The 17,197-nt window shown below is 63.3% G+C and carries 13 protein-coding genes and 1 pseudogene; 5 read left to right on the forward strand and 9 right to left on the reverse strand.

What is annotated here, in order from left to right; translation table 11 throughout:
* Positions 1 to 148: 148 nt before the first annotated feature.
* Positions 149 to 1,111, reverse strand: a pseudogene (locus tag AC1RUK_RS06590) (aminotransferase class IV).
* Between the two features lie 150 nt (positions 1,112 to 1,261).
* Here AC1RUK_RS06590 and AC1RUK_RS06595 point away from each other — a divergent pair.
* The gene (locus AC1RUK_RS06595; RefSeq protein WP_481836275.1) at positions 1,262 to 1,774 is read left to right on the forward strand and encodes a hypothetical protein; all 513 of its coding nucleotides are present in this window, start codon (positions 1,262 to 1,264) and stop codon (positions 1,772 to 1,774) included.
* Between the two features lie 132 nt (positions 1,775 to 1,906).
* On the opposite strand, the gene AC1RUK_RS06600 is transcribed toward AC1RUK_RS06595, so the two are convergent.
* Together AC1RUK_RS06600 and tsaA are read right to left on the reverse strand one after the other, a co-directional pair.
* Complete coding sequence (locus AC1RUK_RS06600; RefSeq protein WP_481836274.1) at positions 1,907 to 2,221, reverse strand: DUF2293 domain-containing protein; 315 nt, start codon at positions 2,219 to 2,221, stop codon at positions 1,907 to 1,909.
* A complete protein-coding gene (tsaA, locus tag AC1RUK_RS06605; RefSeq protein WP_481839560.1) occupies positions 2,218 to 2,724 on the reverse strand; it encodes a tRNA (N6-threonylcarbamoyladenosine(37)-N6)-methyltransferase TrmO in 507 nt (168 codons plus the stop codon). Before tsaA ends, AC1RUK_RS06600 begins: the two co-directional genes overlap by 4 nt.
* Before the next feature lie 146 nt (positions 2,725 to 2,870).
* Here tsaA and AC1RUK_RS06610 point away from each other — a divergent pair, with 146 nt between their 5' ends.
* The gene (locus AC1RUK_RS06610) at positions 2,871 to 3,893 is read left to right on the forward strand and encodes an ArsR/SmtB family transcription factor (RefSeq protein ID WP_481836273.1); all 1,023 of its coding nucleotides are present in this window, start codon (positions 2,871 to 2,873) and stop codon (positions 3,891 to 3,893) included.
* Entirely contained in the window at positions 3,893 to 4,810 is a 918-nt protein-coding gene (gene metF / locus AC1RUK_RS06615; RefSeq protein WP_481836272.1) for a methylenetetrahydrofolate reductase [NAD(P)H], read from the forward strand. Before AC1RUK_RS06610 ends, metF begins: the two co-directional genes overlap by 1 nt.
* A gap of 509 nt (positions 4,811 to 5,319) precedes the next feature.
* On the opposite strand, the gene AC1RUK_RS06620 is transcribed toward metF, so the two are convergent.
* Positions 5,320 to 6,237, reverse strand: a complete 918-nt coding sequence (locus tag AC1RUK_RS06620; RefSeq protein ID WP_481836271.1) for a DMT family transporter — start codon at positions 6,235 to 6,237, stop codon at positions 5,320 to 5,322.
* A 217-nt stretch (positions 6,238 to 6,454) separates the two neighbouring features.
* Here AC1RUK_RS06620 and AC1RUK_RS06625 point away from each other — a divergent pair, with 217 nt between their 5' ends.
* Positions 6,455 to 7,675, forward strand: a complete 1,221-nt coding sequence (locus tag AC1RUK_RS06625; protein ID WP_481836270.1) for an alanine racemase — start codon at positions 6,455 to 6,457, stop codon at positions 7,673 to 7,675.
* A gap of 48 nt (positions 7,676 to 7,723) precedes the next feature.
* On the opposite strand, the gene AC1RUK_RS06630 is transcribed toward AC1RUK_RS06625, so the two are convergent.
* Both AC1RUK_RS06630 and AC1RUK_RS06635 read right to left on the reverse strand, forming a co-directional pair.
* Positions 7,724 to 8,902 (reverse strand): lytic murein transglycosylase, encoded by a 1,179-nt coding sequence (locus AC1RUK_RS06630; protein WP_481836269.1) that lies wholly within the window; start codon positions 8,900 to 8,902, stop codon positions 7,724 to 7,726.
* A 130-nt stretch (positions 8,903 to 9,032) separates the two neighbouring features.
* On the reverse strand, positions 9,033 to 9,833 hold the full coding sequence (locus AC1RUK_RS06635) for a glycoside hydrolase family 25 protein (protein ID WP_481836268.1): 801 nt from the start codon (positions 9,831 to 9,833) through the stop codon (positions 9,033 to 9,035).
* Between the two features lie 235 nt (positions 9,834 to 10,068).
* Here AC1RUK_RS06635 and AC1RUK_RS06640 point away from each other — a divergent pair, with 235 nt between their 5' ends.
* Positions 10,069 to 11,448, forward strand: coding sequence for a serine hydrolase domain-containing protein (locus AC1RUK_RS06640; RefSeq protein WP_481836267.1), 1,380 nt, complete (start codon positions 10,069 to 10,071; stop codon positions 11,446 to 11,448).
* On the opposite strand, the gene AC1RUK_RS06645 is transcribed toward AC1RUK_RS06640, so the two are convergent.
* Genes AC1RUK_RS06645 through AC1RUK_RS06655 form a run of 3 tightly spaced genes read right to left on the reverse strand, consistent with a single transcriptional unit; the run spans position 11,445 to position 17,051 of the window.
* Positions 11,445 to 12,113 carry a class I SAM-dependent methyltransferase gene (locus AC1RUK_RS06645; RefSeq protein ID WP_481840207.1) on the reverse strand — a complete coding sequence of 223 codons (669 nt, stop codon included), beginning with the start codon at positions 12,111 to 12,113 and terminating at the stop codon, positions 11,445 to 11,447. The genes AC1RUK_RS06640 and AC1RUK_RS06645 overlap by 4 nt on opposite strands.
* Positions 12,110 to 13,408: a BtaA family protein gene (locus AC1RUK_RS06650; protein WP_481836265.1), complete on the reverse strand. Its 1,299-nt coding sequence runs from the start codon at positions 13,406 to 13,408 to the stop codon at positions 12,110 to 12,112. The genes AC1RUK_RS06645 and AC1RUK_RS06650 overlap by 4 nt, the downstream gene beginning before the upstream one ends.
* 31 nt (positions 13,409 to 13,439) lie before the next feature.
* On the reverse strand, positions 13,440 to 17,051 hold the full coding sequence (locus tag AC1RUK_RS06655; protein ID WP_481836264.1) for a hydantoinase B/oxoprolinase family protein: 3,612 nt from the start codon (positions 17,049 to 17,051) through the stop codon (positions 13,440 to 13,442).
* Between the last annotated feature and the right edge of the window lie 146 nt (positions 17,052 to 17,197).

Here is a 17,197-nt window from a genome sequence, read left to right on the forward strand (position 1 = left end):
TCTGAGATCCTTGCCCATGCGAGCCGTGAATTTTGGATGGAAACGGAGGCTTCTCCGTTTTTGCCATATACGGTGCATCCCGTAATTTTCCAGAGGCGGAGGAGATTCTTTTTGGCCAGGACGTCCTGTTGAACAGGACACCTGTTGATCAGGGATAGCGTACCGGGCTCGACCAGGCCGGGTCTTCGTGCCGTTGCCAATAGAGCGCCATCAGCTGGCTGGTGATCGGGCCGACCTTGCCGTCGGCGACCGGGGCGCCATCGATCACGGTTACCGGCATGATGCCGCCGGCGGTCGAGGTGATGAAAACTTCATCGGCTGCCTTCAACGCGGCGACGCTGACGTCGGCGGCCGAAGCGGCAAGCCCTGCCTCGGCGCAGAGGTCGAAGACGGTGCGCCTTGTGATACCGGGCAGCACGCCGACGGCCGGCGTTTTCAACGTTCCGTCCTTGACGCAGAACACGTTGAAGCCAGGGCCCTCGGCAACATTGCCGTTGAAGTCGAGGACCAACGCCGTCTCGGCGCCGCGATCCTAGGCGTCGTAGAGGCCGCGCACCAGGTCGAGCCAGTGGTAGTTCTTGATCGACGGGTCAATCGAGGCCGGCGGGATGCGCACCTTGTCGCTGATCGCCACATTGAGCCCACGCTGCAACTGCTCGGCATTGGCGACCGAGCCGAAGGGCACGGCGAAGGCCATGAAGCGATTGATTGCCTGGCGCGGGTCGCGGCTGAAGGTCGGCGAAGCGCCGCGCGTGCACAGCATTTCGACATAGGCGGCGCGGTGGCCTGACAGCGCGACGCAATTGTACAGGATCTCGGCGACGCCGTCGCGGTCGAACGGGATCGCCATGCGCAGCTTCTCCAACCCGCCGAAGAAGCGGTCGAGATGCAGGTCGAGACGGAAGAAGCGGCCGTTCCAGACATGCACCGTGTCGTAGGTGGCGTCCGAATGCAGAAAACCCCAATCCAGCACCGAGATCTTGGCCTGCGACATCGGCAGATACTGGCCATCGAGGAAGGCGACGCCGTCGGGGTAGGAATGCGGGTCGATGTGGCGCTCGGAAAGAGGCGGCAGCGGCATGGCTCGCTCCGTTGCAACGTTTCGGCTCATCGCAAACTCTCCTTGTCCATGGCCCGATCCATGGTCAGCCTAGCGCCGCTCAGCGGGTTACATAGAGCCACCTAAGCGGCGCTCTTTGTTCTAGGTGGAATATTGGTTTTCCCTTACGGTTGCCGGCGAGACTGTCAGGCCGGAGGGGACATGGACAGGCATACAGGGCTTGGTGCAATCATCTTTGCGATGATCGTTTTCGTTAGCAGCGGCGAAGCCTTCGCCCAGTGCACGCGCGAAGGCGAGGAGCTATGTCAAAGCGGCCAGACATATCGCTGCGAGAAGACGGGCAGCGAGTTGACGCCGATCTTCCAGAACGTCCCTTGCGTGGTGAATGTGCCATCCTTGACCGGCACCTGGGTCGGCAATGGCCATCAAAGCCCGGCCGGGGCTGCCGGCGCTGACTGGTCGATTGCCATGACCATCAACGACAGTGGCGCGTCGATCGACTATCCGTCGCTCAGTTGCGGTGGATCTCTGACCCAGCTTTCCAGGGACGACAGCTCGGCGGAGTTCCGTGAGAGCATCACCTATGGTCAGGACAAGTGCGTCGATGGCGGCACGATCACCGTCAGGTTCTTCAAGGGAAACCTGTCCTGGGTCTGGGTCGGCCAGGCGGATGGCCAGCCCTATAACGCCGTCGCCGTGCTGACCCGGCAGTAGCGGCTCCTAGAGCCCGTTCCATCCCGATGGCATCGGGATGGCGCTCTATCTCTTTGTTTGAGCATGATCTTTTCCGAAACCGGATCCTACTTTCTGCTACGCTGACCTCCGGTTCGGGATCATGCTCTGGCGCTATTCCTCCTCGTCGTCGGAATCGAGCAGGCGCGTGGCGCGCCAGCGGGTCAGCACGATGTTGGTCTGTTCGATGACGAAGAAACGCGCCGAGTCGCGGTCGTAGCCTTCCGCCAGCAGCTTTTCGTAGTCGGTGTGGACGTGACGGATATGGGCGATGGTTGCCAGCCAGACGGAAATCGACGACGGCAGATTGTGCAAATGCGCCCTGCCGGCGTCGGCACGGATTTTTTCGATGTCGGCATAGGGCGCCAGCGGCAAAAGCGTGGTCAGCGCCTTGGCGATGGCGCGGCGGCGGTTGGTCGGCGCTTTCATGGCTCGTCCCGCCCGGCAATGGTCGCATCGGCAAACGAGTCGGTCGAGGCGAAGTACGGCTTGATGTCGATGACGGGCGTGCCGTCGAGCACGTCGATGGCGTCGAGTTCGATGCGGCCGCTGCCGATGTCGAGCCCGACGAGTTTCGCCACATGCAAGCCGACAGGGTTCGGCCGGGCAGGCGAGCGCAGCGAGAAAACGCCTTTCGGTTCAGTGGCATGGCGGGGTTTCTGCACAATCAGAGTCCGCGGCGCATGATGGAGCCAGGACAGGATGATGATGTGGCTGGCGCGTTCCAATCCCGGCAGACCGTCGCGATAAGGTGGGTCGACCAGCAGTGTGGCACCGCGGCCTGCCTCCCGCGCGGCCTTCATGTTCTTGGGGCAGGTTTCCCGGCTCGTCCATGGCGAGGCGATGCGACCGATGAAGACGACATGGCCATCCGGCGGCATATCGGCCGGATCGGTTTCCAGAAGCCTTTCGCCGCTGCGCGTCTCGAACATGGTCTTCGCCTCGTTCATTCGAAAACCGCTTTCCGTCTGCGGGTCATGCATGCGTCATTTTCTTGTCAGGAAGCGACATGGGCCTTGCATGGTTGTCAAATTCGACATAAACATATGTTTATATCTTTTTCATAAGAGAAGCGCTCATGCATGTCTCGCTCGACACAATGGTGGATACTCTGAAGGCGGCGGCCGAATCGAGCCGGCTCCGTATTCTGGCACTCTTGTCGCGCGGCGACCTTACCGTTTCCGATCTTACCGAAATCCTCGGCCAGTCGCAGCCGCGCGTGTCGCGCCACCTCAAGCTGCTTTTGGAGGCCGGGCTGATCGGTCGTTACCAGGAGGGCTCCTGGGCCTTCTTCCGGCTTTCGGATACGGATTCGGCCCGTGATTTCGTGATCAGGCTGATCTCAGGTATCCGCGGCGCCGATCCGCAGATCGAGCGCGACCTCGAGCGGCTGGCGTCGGTCAAGCGCAAGCGCCAGGACCGCGCCGCCGAATACTTTTCCGAGAACGCCGCGAGTTGGGATCATATCCGCTCGCTGCACGTGCCGGATCGCGCCGTGGAAGCGGCGCTGCTGAAGCTGGTCGGCAAGCGGCCGTTCCAGTCGATGCTTGACCTTGGCACCGGCACCGGGCGGCTACTTGAAATCTTTTCGCCGCTTTACCGGCGCGGCGTCGGCATCGACATGTCGCGCGAGATGCTGACCGTGGCGCGCGCCAATCTCGACAAGGCCGGCGTTTCGAATGCGCAGGTGCGGCAGGGCGATATCTTCGCGCCGCCCGTCGAGCGCGACGCCTTCGATCTCGTCACCATCCATCAGGTGCTGCACTATCTCGATGATCCGGCCCGCGCCATCCGCGAGGCGGCAAGGCTGCTGCGCCCGGCGGGCCGGCTGGTGATCGTCGATTTCGCGCCGCATACGCTGGAGTTCCTGCGCGACCAGCACGCGCATGCCAGGCTCGGCTTTTCCGACCGGCAGATCGCCGAGTGGTTCGCCGAGGCAGGGCTCGCGCTCGAAGACAGCCAGGAGTTCGAGCCGCGCGGCGGCAACGAGGCCAGGCTCACGGTCAAGCTGTGGCTCGGCCGCGACCGCCGCATGCTGATCGCCGACCCGTCCAATGACAGCCAACCCAGCCAAGCGTACCCGATGGGGGAAATAGCCTGATGAACCAGTTCCGCTTTTCCCGCCGCCCCGACATCGGCGACAAAGTCCGGGTTTCGTTCGAATTCTTCCCGCCGAAGACCGACGAGATGGAGGCGAGGCTGTGGGACACCGTCACCCGGCTGGAGCCGCTCAAGCCGAAATTCGTCTCGGTGACCTATGGCGCCGGCGGCTCGACCCGCGAGCGCACGGCCCGCACGGTCAAGCGCATCCTCAACGAAACGACGCTGACGCCAGCGGCGCACATGACCTGCGTCGATGCGGCCCGCGATCAGGTCGACGCCGTTGTCCGGGAATTCGCCGACATGGGCGTCACCCGCTTCGTCGCCTTGCGCGGCGATCCGGCCGCAGGCGTCGGCACCGCCTACAGGCCGCATCCCGACGGCTACGCCAACGGCGCCGAGCTGGTCGGGGCGCTGAAGAGCGCCGGTGATTTCGACATTTCGGTTTCAGCCTATCCGGAGAAGCATCCGGAAAGCCCGGACTTTGCAACCGACTTCGACATGCTGAAGCGCAAGGCCGACAATGGGGCGACGCGGGCAATCACCCAGTTCTTCTTCGACAACGATCTCTACGAGCGCTATGTGGAGCGGGCGCGGCGCGCTGGCATCTACATCCCGATCGTGCCGGGCATTCTGCCGGTGCATAATTTCACCCAGGTCGCCAATTTCTCGGCGCGTTGCGGCGCGCTGGTGCCGGCATGGCTGGCCGAGCGCTTCGACGGGCTGCAGAACGATCCGCAGACGCATGCGCTGGTCGCCTCAGCCGTGGCGGCCGAGCAGGTGCTCGACCTGGTCGAACGCGGCGTCAGCGACTTCCACTTCTACACCATGAACCGGGCCGACCTGGTGTTTGCCATTTGCCACATGATTGGCATCCGCTCGCATGAGGCCGAGGTGGCGGGATCAGCGGCGGCCTGAACTTTGTCGCGGCATGAAATGCAAAAGGCCGGGTAAAAACCCGGCCTCTCGAAATTGGTTGACTATCAGCTGCTGTTTTCTTCCGCTCTGGCGGTTACGGAAGAACACCTATGATAAGGGCGCCGATGAATGCGAACGCTGCACAAATCATCAATGCGTTGATTGGCCTCGTCAGTCCCATGTCATAGCCTCCTCTTAAAGAGCTATGTCCAGAGTCTAGGGTCATTTGTGCAACAGGCAAGCGGAAAACGTGCTGCAATGCGACATGATTGTGGGTTTTGCGACCTGGCTTTCGGCGTTAGGCATTGAAACTCTTCGGCAAAAGCCGGCTCAAGGGTTGTGAATAAATTGTGGCGCGCCCGCGGCGGAAGCGAGGCATGGCAGCGCTACCGCGTCCGCCCGAAAATGGAATTCGACCTTTACAGCGCTGATTTCGGTTCGGAAAGCACGATGCGAGAGTCAATCAAAGTGTTTAGATCGTCCCCTTCCGCGTCCAAATGAGGACAGCATCAACGTCGCCCGAACAGGCGTCCATCTATCGTCACCAGCCCAAACGCGATCAGCGCCATGCCGCCGATTTCGAACGGTTCAAGTCGTTCGCCGAGGAACAGGAAGCCGAGCAGCATGGCACTTGCCGGCACGATCAGGGTGACCAGCGAGGCGTTGGTGGCGCCGGCCGAGGCGACGAGGTTGAAATAGAGGATGTAGGCGAAGGCGGTGGAAAGCAGCGCCAGCGCCAGCACTGCCGCCCAGACCGGCGGCGAAGCCGAGAACAGGCCGGCTGGGCCGTAGGCGACGAGCACGACCGGGATCATGATGATGGTCGAGGCGGTCAATTGCCCGGTGGCGATGATCGGCGAGGGCACGCCCTTGAAGCGGCGGGCGATCATCAGCGCGACGGCATAGGACAACGAGGCGCCGATCAGCGCGAACTTCGCCCAGACCGGACCGCCGAGCCCGGCAAGCAGGCCCGGACCGATCATCACCGCCGTGCCGGTGATGCCGAGCGCTATGCCGGCAAGCTTGTTCCAGGACAGCTTTTCGTCGCTGGTCAGGGCGTTGGCGAGGATCAGCGTCCAGAACGGCGTCGTTGAGTTGAGCACCGAGGCGAGGCCGGCGCCGAGCTCGGTCTGGCCGGCGAAGATCAGCGAGAAAGGAACGACATTGTTGGCGAGCGCCAGCAGGAAGAACAGGCCGGCATGTGGGAAGGCGAGACGAAAGGACGGGCCGCGCCAGCCGAGATAGAGCTGGAGGGCGAGCGCCGCGATGGCGACGCGAAACAGCACCAGCACCAGTGGAGGCAATTCCGACACGGCGATGCGGGCAAAGAAGAACGAACCGCCCCAGATGGCGCCCAGCAGCAGAAGCTGTCCCCAGTCCTTGAGCACCATCGGTCCGCGCACCGTGGCGGTTGCGGCTGTCGCCATGTGAATGTCCTCCCAGACGCCGAATGCCAAGCCCATCCGGCATGTGATCAAGCCATATCCGCTCCCGCGGCAAGGGCCACCCGAAACCCGATCGATGGCGTAGCATTGCTTGGAATCCCCGTAGCGCCGTGCCGTCAGAGGTGCGAGACACAGAATTGTTTTCTTTAGCCGCTAGCTTGGATTAATTGTGCGCAGCCAAGGTTCAGGGGATTCGTCCATGCAGCGATTCGAAAATGCCCGTGAGGCAGCGCTGGCGCTTCGTCCGGACGATCCGGTCTACTGCTTCCGGCCGGAGGTTTTGAAGACCGACGCCAGACAGTTCATGGGCATGTTCCCCGGCAAGACCGCCTATGCGGTCAAGACCAATGGCGAGCAGATTGTGCTGAAGGCGCTGGTCGAAGCCGGCGTCACCGCCTTCGATGTCGCTTCGCCCGGCGAATTCGCCGCCGTGCGCGCCGTCTCACCCGATGCCGAGATGCTCTACATGCATCCGATCAAGGCGCAGTCGGATATCAAGCTGGCGCTGGAGAAATACGGCATCCGCGTCATCTCGCTCGATCATGAGGACGAGATCACCAAGCTGACACGGGTGGTGCGGGCGCTCGACATCGACCCCGGCGCCATTACCGTGTTCGTCCGCATGCAGACGAAGGGATCGGCGGCCTACGAATTGTCGAAGAAGTTCGGCGCCGGGCCGGCCTATGCGGTGGAACTCGCCGAGCGGCTGAACCGCACCGGCTACAAGGTCGGACTCTGCTTCCATGTCGGCAGCCAGATCGAGGATCCCGACACCTATGAGCGTGCGCTGGCCTCGGCCGACTGGGTGCGCAACCGCGTCTCCTTCGACATTGCCGGCCTCGATGTCGGCGGCGGTTTTCCGGCCGAATACGGCCACGATCCCAACCGCAAGCAGATCGAGATGCCGTCGCTCGGCCAAATCATGTCGCGGCTTTCGGGCGACCTGAAGGAATATCAGTTCGACCAGATCCCGCTGGTGGCGGAGCCTGGCCGGGTGATCGTGGCGCGCTGCCTGTCGCTGATCGTGCGCGTGCTGTTGCGCAAGGGCAAACGGCTCTACATCAATGACGGCATCTGGGCGTCGCTGTCTGATTCATGGACCGGCAAGATCACGCTGCCGGCGCGTTTCATTCCCGATCCGGCGATCCGCTCTCGCAATGGCGGGGAAAAGAACATCGTGCCGTTCAAGGTGTGCGGCGCGACCTGCGATTCCGTCGACATCCTGTCGCGGCCGTTCTGGCTGCCGGAAACCGTCGACACCGGCGACTGGATCGAAATCGGTCATATCGGCGCCTATTCGCTGTCGCTGAGGACCCGCTTCAACGGCTTCTACCCCGACACCTTCGTCGAGGTGACGACGCCGTTCGACGAAGGCGATGCCCCGGAGGGATTTGCAAGTTTGGAGACGATGGCTGATTAGTGAGTAGTAAAAACCCGCTGAGGCGAGTGCACTCACTACTCACTACTATTACAGTCTCGCCAGCAGATCCGGCGTCGGCCAGCCATCCACGGGCAACCCAAGGCGCATCTGTTCCTTGCGGATGGCTTCGCGGGTGTTCGTGCCGAGGATGCCGTCGACCGTGCCGACGTCGTAGCCTCTGGCCTCGAGCTTGGTCTGGAGTGCCTTCATCTGGTCGCCGCTGAGACCGGATTCAGGGGTGCGCGGGTCGAATTGCGGCGCGCCGGCGAGCCGCGCGGCGAGGCTTGCCGCGGTCAGCGCATAGGTGAAGGACTGGTTCCACTCGAGATAGACGTCGAAATTGTCGTAGGCGAGGAAGGCCGGCCCCTTGCGGCCCATTGGCAGCGCCAGACCCGCCTTCAGGCCGTTGTCGATAAGCGGCGTGCCGTTCGGGTTGGTGACACCCCACTGAGCCCATTGTGACAGCGGCAGCTTGTTGGTGCGGCCGGTCTGGTCCCAAGGCATATCGTCGGGCACGCGCACTTCCTCGATCCAGGGCTGGTCGCGTTTCCAGCCGCGCGACAGGATCTTGTTGGCCGTGGTCATGATCACGTCCGGTACGCTGCCGCGCAGGTCGACCACGCCGTCACCGTCGCCGTCGACGCCACGCGTGAGATAGTCGGACGGCAGGATCTGCGTCTGGCCGATCTCGCCGGCCCAGGCGCCGGTGACGTCGGCCGGCACGACACCGCGGTCGATCAGCGTCAGCAGCGGCACCAGCTGGGGCCGGAAAAGCTGCGGCCGGCGACAGTCATGCGCGAGTGTGACCAGCGCGCTCAGGGTATGGAAATCGCCCTGCACGGCGCCGAAATCGGTCTCCAGCGCCCAGAAAGCGGCGATGACCGGTGCTTGGACGCCGAACTGCTGGTCGGCGCGGGCAAACACGTCGACGTATTTCTTCAGATTGGCCGCGCCCTGCTTCAGCCGATAGGCCGAGATCATGCGGTTCGAGAACTGGATGAAGGTCTGGGAAAACACACCCTGGGCACGATCGCGCGCCAGCACCTTGTCGTCGATGCTGGCAGCTTCCAGCGCATCGAGGCCGTGAGCGCCGACGCCAGCCGACTTGGCTTCGGTCGCCACGCCCTGCTTCCATGCCTCGAACTCGCCGCCGCATTCCTGCGCCGCCGCCGGCAACGCCGTGGCGCACAGGATGAGCGCCGCGAGGGCTTTGGAACGCAGTCGCATCAGCTTCCTTCCGAAACCAGGTGCTCGAGCATCCTTTGCGCGTCCATTTCGAACGCGCGGCGCTCTGGATTATCAGCGGGTGCAGACAATCGCCGCCGGCTGTGTCGAAAAGCAGGCGCGGGCCCCGGTGTCAACGGGTGTTCTGCCGCAGCCACTTGTTCCAGGCGGCTTCGGAGCCGTTGAAGACGTTGATGTCGGATTTACCGGTCATGCCGGGAACGATACCGGTGCCGGTGTACTGCCAGAAGGTAAAGGGGTGGCTGCCGTATTTCTGACGCGGATGGCCGGCGACCGAGCGCAGCCAATAGGGATAGCCGCGGAAGGACGACAGGCCGTTGTCGTCGAAGAAGTCGACCGAGGTGTAGATGATCGGCTTCTTGCCGTAGTGCCGCTCGACGATTTCAAGGAAGGTGCCCATCTCCGAGCGCACCGTCGCGGCGTCCGGGCGCAGCCTGCAGGTCGGCGATTTTGGGTTCCATTCCATATCCAGCACCGGCGGCATGGCCGAACGGTCGACGGGCACGTTTGCGATGAACCAGCGCGCCTGCGTGGCGGCGGGCGTGCAGAAATAGAAGAAATGATAGGCCGCGCGGGGTATGCCCGCAGCCCTGGTGCGTGCCCAGTGCTCGTTGAAATACTCGTCGAAGCGGTCGCCGCCCTCGGTCGCCTTGATGAAGGCGAAGGAGATGCCGCTTGCCTTGGCCGCCGGCCAGTCGACCGAGGTCTGGTATTTGGAGACATCGGTGCCATGTACCGCATAGTTCCACGGCGCGCCGCTGTCCCATTCATGTGGCTTGGAATCCTCGAAACGCGGTGCACGCACCGCGATTGTCGGGTTGCTGGCCGAGGATGGCGACAGCGGCGAGAGATCGTCCACGGTCGAGCAGGCGCCCAACAGCGTCAGCATGATGAGAGCCGCGAGACGGCGCATCTCTCTACTCCTGAACCGGGTTCAGCCGGTCGCTGATGGGTCGTTTCTGCTGGTGCCCCTTCGATCTGGCCCCGCCGGACGATCACCCCACAGGATCGTCCGCCTTCTTTATGTGATCGCCGAACATGGTTGATATCAGGTTGACGGCGCTCGACAAGAACAGAAGATCTTGCCGAAGCAATGTCGGCAAATCGATGACATAAATCGAGCGCGAAAACACCGGGGGATGGAAAAGATGCGGATCGTCGTCAAGATCGTCAAATGGCTGCTCGGCCTGATCGTGCTGGCGGTAGCTGCCCTGTTTGCCTGGCTCTATATCGCGCCGCCGGAATTGATCCGCGTCGGTTCGGGCTATTCGGCCAAGATCGTCTGCTCGAACGTCTTCATTGCTGGGCGCGACGCCAATGAAGTGCTCGCCGTCGACGTGCAAGCGCCGGGCCATCCGCTGCTCAGGCTGATGAAGGTGCAGGTCGACAAGGAACGCGGGATGGTTTCGGCAGGCTTGTTCGGTGTGCTCGGCAGAAGTGTCGCCGTTGCGCGTGACGGACTGGGCTGCGCGTCGGTTCCGGATGGCAACACCGGCAAAGCGAGGCAGGCGGTGACCTATGCCGAACCCGCCGCCACCAGGCAGGATGCGCTGTGGCCGGAAGGCGAGCGAGTCGACGCCTCGCAGGCACCGGAAATCGCGAAAATACTGGACGACGCGGGCATGGTCGGCACCGGCATGCGGGCGGTGGTGGTGGTCAAGAACGGCCGCATTGTCGGCGAGCGCTACGGCGACGGCTTTTCGCAAAAGACGCCGCTGCTCGGCTGGTCGATGACCAAGACGGTCAACGCTGCGATCCTCGGCACGCTGGTCAAGGACGGCAAGATGGCGGTGACCAGCCAGAGCCTGTTCGAGCCGTGGAAAGCCGATGGCCGCGCTGCCATCAGCCTCGCCGACATGATGGCGATGTCGAGCGGGCTGGAGTTCAACGAGGACTATGGTGACGTCGCCGATGTGACGCGCATGCTCTATCTGGAACCGGACATGGCGGGCTTTGCCGAATCGAAGCCGCTAACCAGTGAAGTGGGCAAAGTGTTCTCCTATTCGAGCGGCACCGCGGTGATGCTGTCGCGCCTCTGGCAGGATGCAGTTGGCGACAAGGACACGGCGCTGACCTGGCCGAGAACGGCACTGTTCGAGCCGCTCGGCATGCACAGCGCGGTGCTCGAAACCGACGAGCAGGGCACTTTCGTCGGCTCGTCTTATCTCTATGCCACGGCGCATGACTGGGCGCGTTTCGGCCAATTCCTGCTGCAGGGCGGAGTCTGGAACGGCAAGGACATCCTGCCGACCGGTTTCGTCGACTGGATGTGGGAGCCTGCACCGGCCTCGAAGGTCTATGGCAGGGGCCAGGTGTGGATCGAGGCACCGGGCGATGAGGAAAACCCGGGCGCCGGCGTCGCGGCCGGCCTGCCCAAGGATACCTATTGGATGGAAGGGCATGACGGGCAGACCGTCGCCATCGTTCCCTCAGAACAGCTGGTGGTGGTGCGGCTCGGGCTGACGCCGGCCAAGCTCGGCTATCGACCGCAGACGATGCTGGGGGCGCTGGTCAAGGCGCTTCACTAGCCTTTTGGCTGCCGGATCACGGCGAGCCATGCATAGCCGCGATAAAGCGTGCGAAAACGGAAGGTTGAACCGGTTCGTTCGAACTCCGATTCCAGGACGTCGCGCAGGGATTCGCGCGGCGCGACGTGGAATTTCCTCAGCCAGCCGCGCAGCAAGGTCCGGAACCAGCCAGGCAGGTCATCCTGCTGACCGAAATCGACGACATGCAGCGAGCCGCCAGGCGCAAGCGTGGCGAGTGCGGCCGAAACGGTCTTCTCCCAGCCGGGGATCATCGACAGCGAATAGGACACGAAGATGCGGTCGAAACTCTCGATGCCGAACAGCGCCCTGGCGTCGAAATCGGTAGCGTCGCCCCGCGCCAGTGCGACGCGGTCGGACAGGCCTTCGCGGGCGAAGGCTGCTGTGGCTGTTTCCAGCATCTCGGCCGAGATATCGAGGCCGAAGAAGCGGGCGTCGGGATAGCGGCGGGCGGCCAGCACAATGTTGCGGCCGGTGCCGCAGCCGAGTTCGAGCACCGTGCCACCGGGCGGCACGTCCAGCCCGGCGATCATCTGGTCGCGGCCGAGCAGATAGTATTTGCGGGTCAGGTCGTAGATATGGCGCTGCCAGCGATAGACGCCGTCCATCAGTTCGGCATGGTTGGCCGGCAGCTCGCTCGCGCTCATGCGGGCCGCTTCACATAGAGGTGGAAGCCGCCATAGATGGCCGAGCGGTCACGGGTCGAGAATTCGCGCGAGGCCTCGTCCTCGTAGCTCCACTGGTCGAGCAGCGAATTGGAGACGCGGCCAGGCAGCAGGCTGGGCTCGGCGGCGGTGCGGAATATGACGCGGGCGCCGATCGATGCCGTGCGCGTGATCTCGGCCCACAGCGCATTGAGCTGGTCGTCCGTCATCCAGTCCTGCGCATCGAGCAGGATGAAACGGTCGACCGTGCCGGCATCCTTGCCTGCAAGGAATTCGATCAGGTTGGCGTGGTGGATGGCGACACGATCGACATTGTTGCGGATCGTCGTGTAGTTGCGCTTTTCGAGATAGGCGGGAAGGGCGGCTTCCCCGGGCTCGGGATAGCGGCGGGCAAAGGCCTGCCAGGCGAAATAGTTGGTGTTCAGTGGAAAATCGCAGGCGAGCTTTTCCAGCCGGGCTTTCAGGACGCTCGCCATGGTGCCATCGCCGGAGGTGATCAACGAATCGTATTGCGCCGGCGGAATGCCCAGGCCGAACAGCGAGGCTTTTCGCGACGTCGCCCATTTCAGCAGCGGCTTTTCGAAGACCGGCGCCAGCTCCTCGTTGAAGAAGCGGCGCTGCTCGCCGATGTTCCTGGCCTGCATAATGCCAGCCGGGTCGACGCCGAAGAATTTGCCGACGCGGTGGCCCATGGCGATGAACAGGCCGAGCAGGCCGGTCTGGTAGAAATTGTGGTCGAAGACGGCAATGCGGCGGCGTCCGCGCCAGTTGCGGCGCTCCCAGTAGTGGCGGCTGACCAGATCGAGATGCGGCGCGATGAAACGGTCGTAGGCTTCCGAATTGTGACTGGTGTCGGCGGCGCCGAAGAAGCGGAACAGATCGCCCTGCGACGGCAAATGCCGCACCGCCTCGAGCTTCATGCGGTTCAGCGCGATGTGGGCCGCGTTAAGGTCGACGGCATCGATCCGCTCCGGCGAGCGCGTAAGGTAGGCCAGGATGTTGCAGCCGCCCGACGCGATGGTGACGACGCGATGACCGTGGCCAAGCTGCATGGCCTCCATGTCGACATCGGGATCTTCCCAGATCTGCGGGTAGACGAGGCCGGAGAAGAGGAAAGCGAAGAGCCGCTCGGAAAGGCCGGCCTTCGACAGCGGGCGGTTCTGGTAGACGGCTTTTCCAACTTCCTTGCCGCGGCGAAAAACCAGATCTCCGGAAACGTCCGTCATGGCAAGGTGATTCCCCATTTGCGTTGGCGCAAGCGGGTAGCGCAGCGTCATGACAGCCCCGTGACAGGCTGTTGACGCCAAATCAGGCCTTGCCGAACCCGCCCGGCGTCGGCGTCGTCAGGACGACGGCCTCGCCGGCGTCGAGCACGGTCTGGTCGCAGGCCTTCAGCACCTCGACCGAGCCGTTGTTGCGGCGGACCTTGGTCGAGCCGGGCTCGCCGTCGCTACCGCCGTTCAAGCCTTGTGGCGGGCGGTTGCGGTGCGAGGACAGGATTGCGCATTCCATCTTTTCGAGGAAGCGGATGGTGCGCTTGGTACCGTCGCCGGCACCCCATTTGCCCTTGCCGCCGGAACCCTCGCGGATGTGAAAATCCTCGAGCAGGACGGGAAAGCGCAATTCCAGCACTTCCGGATCGGTGAGGCGCGAATTGGTCATATGGGTGTGGACGCCTGACGTGCCAGCGAAACCGCGGCCGGAATTCATCCGGCCAGCCGGTGAGCCCGAGCAGATCGTCTCGTAGTACTGATATTTTTTGTTGCCGAAGGTCAGGTTGTTCATCGTGCCTTGCGCGTTGGCCATCGCCCCCATGGCGCCGAACAACGCGTTGGTGACATGCTGCGAGGTCTCGACATTGCCGGCGACGACGGCAGCGGGGTAGGCGGGCTTCAGCATGCAGCCGTCCGGGATGATGATGTTGATGGGCCTGAGGCACCCGGCATTCATCGGGATCATGTCCTCGACCATGACGCGGAAGGCATAGAGCACGGCGGCGCGGGCGACCGGCTCCGGTGCATTGAAATTGTTCTTCATCACCGGCGACGTGCCGGTGAAGTCGACCGTCGCCTCGCGCTTTTGCCGGTCGACCGTGATCTTCACCTTGATCACCTGGCCGGTGTCGGTCGGATATTCGTATTGCGAACTGTCCGGCAGGCGCTCCAGCACGCGGCGCACGCTCTCGGCGGCATTGTCCTGGACATGGCCCATATAGGCCTCGACGACATCAAGGCCGAAATGCGCGACCATCTTGCGCAGTTCGGCGACGCCCTTTTCGTTGGCGGCGATCTGCGCCTTGAGATCGGCGATGTTCTGGTGCGGATTGCGGGCCGGGTAGGGGTGGTCGGTGAGCAGCGTTTCCAACGCGGTCTCGCGGAATTCTCCGCGATCGACGATGCGGAAATTGTCGAACAGCACGCCTTCCTCGTCGACCGTTGTAGCGAGCGGCGTCATCGAGCCGGGAGCGGTGCCGCCGACATCGGCATGGTGGCCGCGCGACGCCGCCCAGAACAGGATTTCCTTCTTCGCGTCGTCGAACACCGGCGTCACCACCGTGATATCGGGCAGATGCGTGCCGCCATTGTAGGGCGCGTTGAGGGCGAAGACGTCGCCGGGGTGGATGTCGCCTGAGTTCAGGCGGATGATCGTTTCGACCGAGCGGTCCATGGAACCGAGATGCACCGGCATGTGCGGCGCATTGGCGACCAGCGCGCCATGGCGGTCGAACACCGCGCATGAAAAGTCCAGCCGCTCCTTGATGTTGACGGAATAGGCGGTGTTCTGCAGCGTCACGCCCATCTGCTCGGCGATCGACATGAAGAGGTTGTTGAAGACCTCCAGCATGACCGGATCGGCGACGGTGCCGAGCGCCGCCTGGCGGCGCTTCTTTTCGATGCGGCGCAAAAGTACATGGTTCCTGGCGGTGATTTCGGCCTGCCAGCCGGGCTCGACGACGATGGTCTGGTTAGGCTCGATGACCAAGGTCGGGCCGGAAACCCTGTTGCCCGGCTTGAACGCCTCGCGGCGGAAGACGCCGGTGTCGCGCCATTCGCCCTCGGCGAAGATTTTGCGAGTCTCGGAAGGACTTACGACAAGATCTTCCGTTTCTGATTCACCTTCATCGCGGCCGCCGCCGCCGGTATCGGTGCCTTCGACGCCAACGGACTCCACGATCATCGGCTTGTCCTCGTAGACGAAGCCGAACTGACCCTTGTGGGCCGCCTCGAAATCGCTTCTGGCTCGCGCAATCGAGCCGTGTTCGAAGTTCACCGGCAATGCCGTGTCGGTGCCGTCATAGCGGATCTGCAGTACCGGCTTCGAGGCGACGGCGTCTTCACCAATGCCTTGCGCGGCGAGCTCTTCGATGACGGCTTTTCGCAATGTCGCGATGAGGTCGTCGATAGCCGGCAGGGATCCTTCCGCCAGAGGCTGCAGCAGCGCCTGCTGGCGCGAGGCAAAGACTGACGACAGGCCGATGCCGTAGGCCGAGAGCAGTCCAGAGAAGGGATGCATCAGCACCGCCTCCATGCCGAGCGCGTCGGCGACGAGGCAGGCATGCTGGCCGCCGGCGCCGCCGAAGCAGTTCAACAGATATTCGGTGACGTCATAGCCGCGTTGAACGGAAATCTTCTTGATGGCGTTGGCCATGTTCTCGACGGCAATGGTGACGAAGCCTTCGGCGACGGCTTCCGGCGAGCGGCCGTCGCCGATTTCGGCAGCGAGCGTGGTGAATCTTTTGCGCACGGTCTCGACGTCGAGCGGCTCGTTCTGGCCAGGCCCGAAGATCGCCGGGAAGAAGTCGGGCTGCAGCTTGCCGAGCATCACATTGGCGTCGGTAACGGCGAGCGGGCCGCCGCGCCGGTACGCGGCGGGACCGGGATTGGCGCCGGCCGAATCCGGCCCGGCGCGGAAGCGACCGGCCTCATAGTGCAGGATCGAGCCGCCGCCGGCGGCTACGGTGTGGATGCGCATCATCGGCGCACGGATGCGTACACCGGCAACCTCGGTGTCGAAGGCGCGTTCGTACTCGCCGTCATAGTGAGCGACATCGGTCGAGGTGCCGCCCATGTCGAAGCCGATGACTTTTTCAAAGCCGGCGAGCTTCGCCGTTTCGACCATGCCGACGACACCGCCGGCCGGGCCGGAGAGAAGCGCGTCCTTGCCCTGGAACATGTCGGCGGCGGTAAGGCCGCCGGACGACATCATGAACATCAGGCGAGGGCCGTCGCCAAGCTCCCCGGCCACCCTTTGCACATACCTCGACAGGATCGGCGACAGATAGGCGTCGACGACAGCGGTGTCGCCGCGGCCGACCAGCTTGATCAGCGGCGACACCTCATGGCTGACCGAGACCTGGCCGAAGCCGAGCTTGCGGCAGACCTTCGCCACGGCCTTTTCATGGTCTGGATATTTCCAGGCATGCATGAAGACGATGGCCACTGCATCGATGCCATCGGCTTTCGCCTGCTCGATGGCCGGGCGGCAAGCGGCAATATCGAGCAGTCGTTCGACGCGGCCATCGGCACGCACGCGCTCGTCGATCTCGATGACCCGCTCGTAGAGCTGTTCGGGCAGGATGATCTCCTTGGCGAAGATGTCCGGCCGCGCCTGGTAGGCGATCCTCAGCGCGTCGCGAAAGCCCTTGGTGATGAGCAGCAGCACGCGGTCGCCCTTGCGCTCCAGAAGCGCATTGGTGGCGACGGTGGTGCCCATCTTGATGTCGCCGACCAGCCCCGACGGTGTAGGTGCACCGGATTTCAGCCCGAGCAGGTCGCGAATGCCCTGGATGGCTGCATCGGCATAGGCCTCGGGGTTTTCCGAGAGGAGTTTTCTGGGATGCAGCCCGCCTTGCGGGTCACGGCCGATGACATCGGTGAAAGTGCCGCCGCGATCGATCCAGAAGTCCCATTTTTCGGTCATCGCAGCTCCCGGCATTTCTCTTGTTTCATCTGTTAGTTCGCCATTCGTCGGACGGCAATCACCAAGCTATCTGAAGATGTTACATGCGGAAACGCAACGTTACGAAACTCATGGCCAGCTGATGCATTTTCTCTTCGACCGCTCAC

The sequence above is a fragment of the Mesorhizobium monacense genome (genome assembly GCF_056781675.1).

Excerpts from the sequence above, each read along its gene's own strand:
- AC1RUK_RS06595 (WP_481836275.1), top strand. The coding sequence starts at position 1,262 with ATGGACAGGCATACAGGGCTTGGTGCAATCATCTTTGCGATGATCGTT.
- AC1RUK_RS06600 (WP_481836274.1), bottom strand. The coding sequence starts at position 2,221 with ATGAAAGCGCCGACCAACCGCCGCCGCGCCATCGCCAAGGCGCTGACC.
- tsaA (WP_481839560.1), bottom strand. The coding sequence starts at position 2,724 with ATGTTCGAGACGCGCAGCGGCGAAAGGCTTCTGGAAACCGATCCGGCC.
- AC1RUK_RS06610 (WP_481836273.1), top strand. The coding sequence starts at position 2,871 with ATGCATGTCTCGCTCGACACAATGGTGGATACTCTGAAGGCGGCGGCC.
- metF (WP_481836272.1), top strand. The coding sequence starts at position 3,893 with ATGAACCAGTTCCGCTTTTCCCGCCGCCCCGACATCGGCGACAAAGTC.
- AC1RUK_RS06620 (WP_481836271.1), bottom strand. The coding sequence starts at position 6,237 with ATGGCGACAGCCGCAACCGCCACGGTGCGCGGACCGATGGTGCTCAAG.
- AC1RUK_RS06625 (WP_481836270.1), top strand. The coding sequence starts at position 6,455 with ATGCAGCGATTCGAAAATGCCCGTGAGGCAGCGCTGGCGCTTCGTCCG.
- AC1RUK_RS06630 (WP_481836269.1), bottom strand. The coding sequence starts at position 8,902 with ATGCGACTGCGTTCCAAAGCCCTCGCGGCGCTCATCCTGTGCGCCACG.
- AC1RUK_RS06635 (WP_481836268.1), bottom strand. The coding sequence starts at position 9,833 with ATGCGCCGTCTCGCGGCTCTCATCATGCTGACGCTGTTGGGCGCCTGC.
- AC1RUK_RS06640 (WP_481836267.1), top strand. The coding sequence starts at position 10,069 with ATGCGGATCGTCGTCAAGATCGTCAAATGGCTGCTCGGCCTGATCGTG.
- AC1RUK_RS06645 (WP_481840207.1), bottom strand. The coding sequence starts at position 12,113 with ATGAGCGCGAGCGAGCTGCCGGCCAACCATGCCGAACTGATGGACGGC.
- AC1RUK_RS06650 (WP_481836265.1), bottom strand. The coding sequence starts at position 13,408 with ATGACGCTGCGCTACCCGCTTGCGCCAACGCAAATGGGGAATCACCTT.
- AC1RUK_RS06655 (WP_481836264.1), bottom strand. The coding sequence starts at position 17,051 with ATGACCGAAAAATGGGACTTCTGGATCGATCGCGGCGGCACTTTCACC.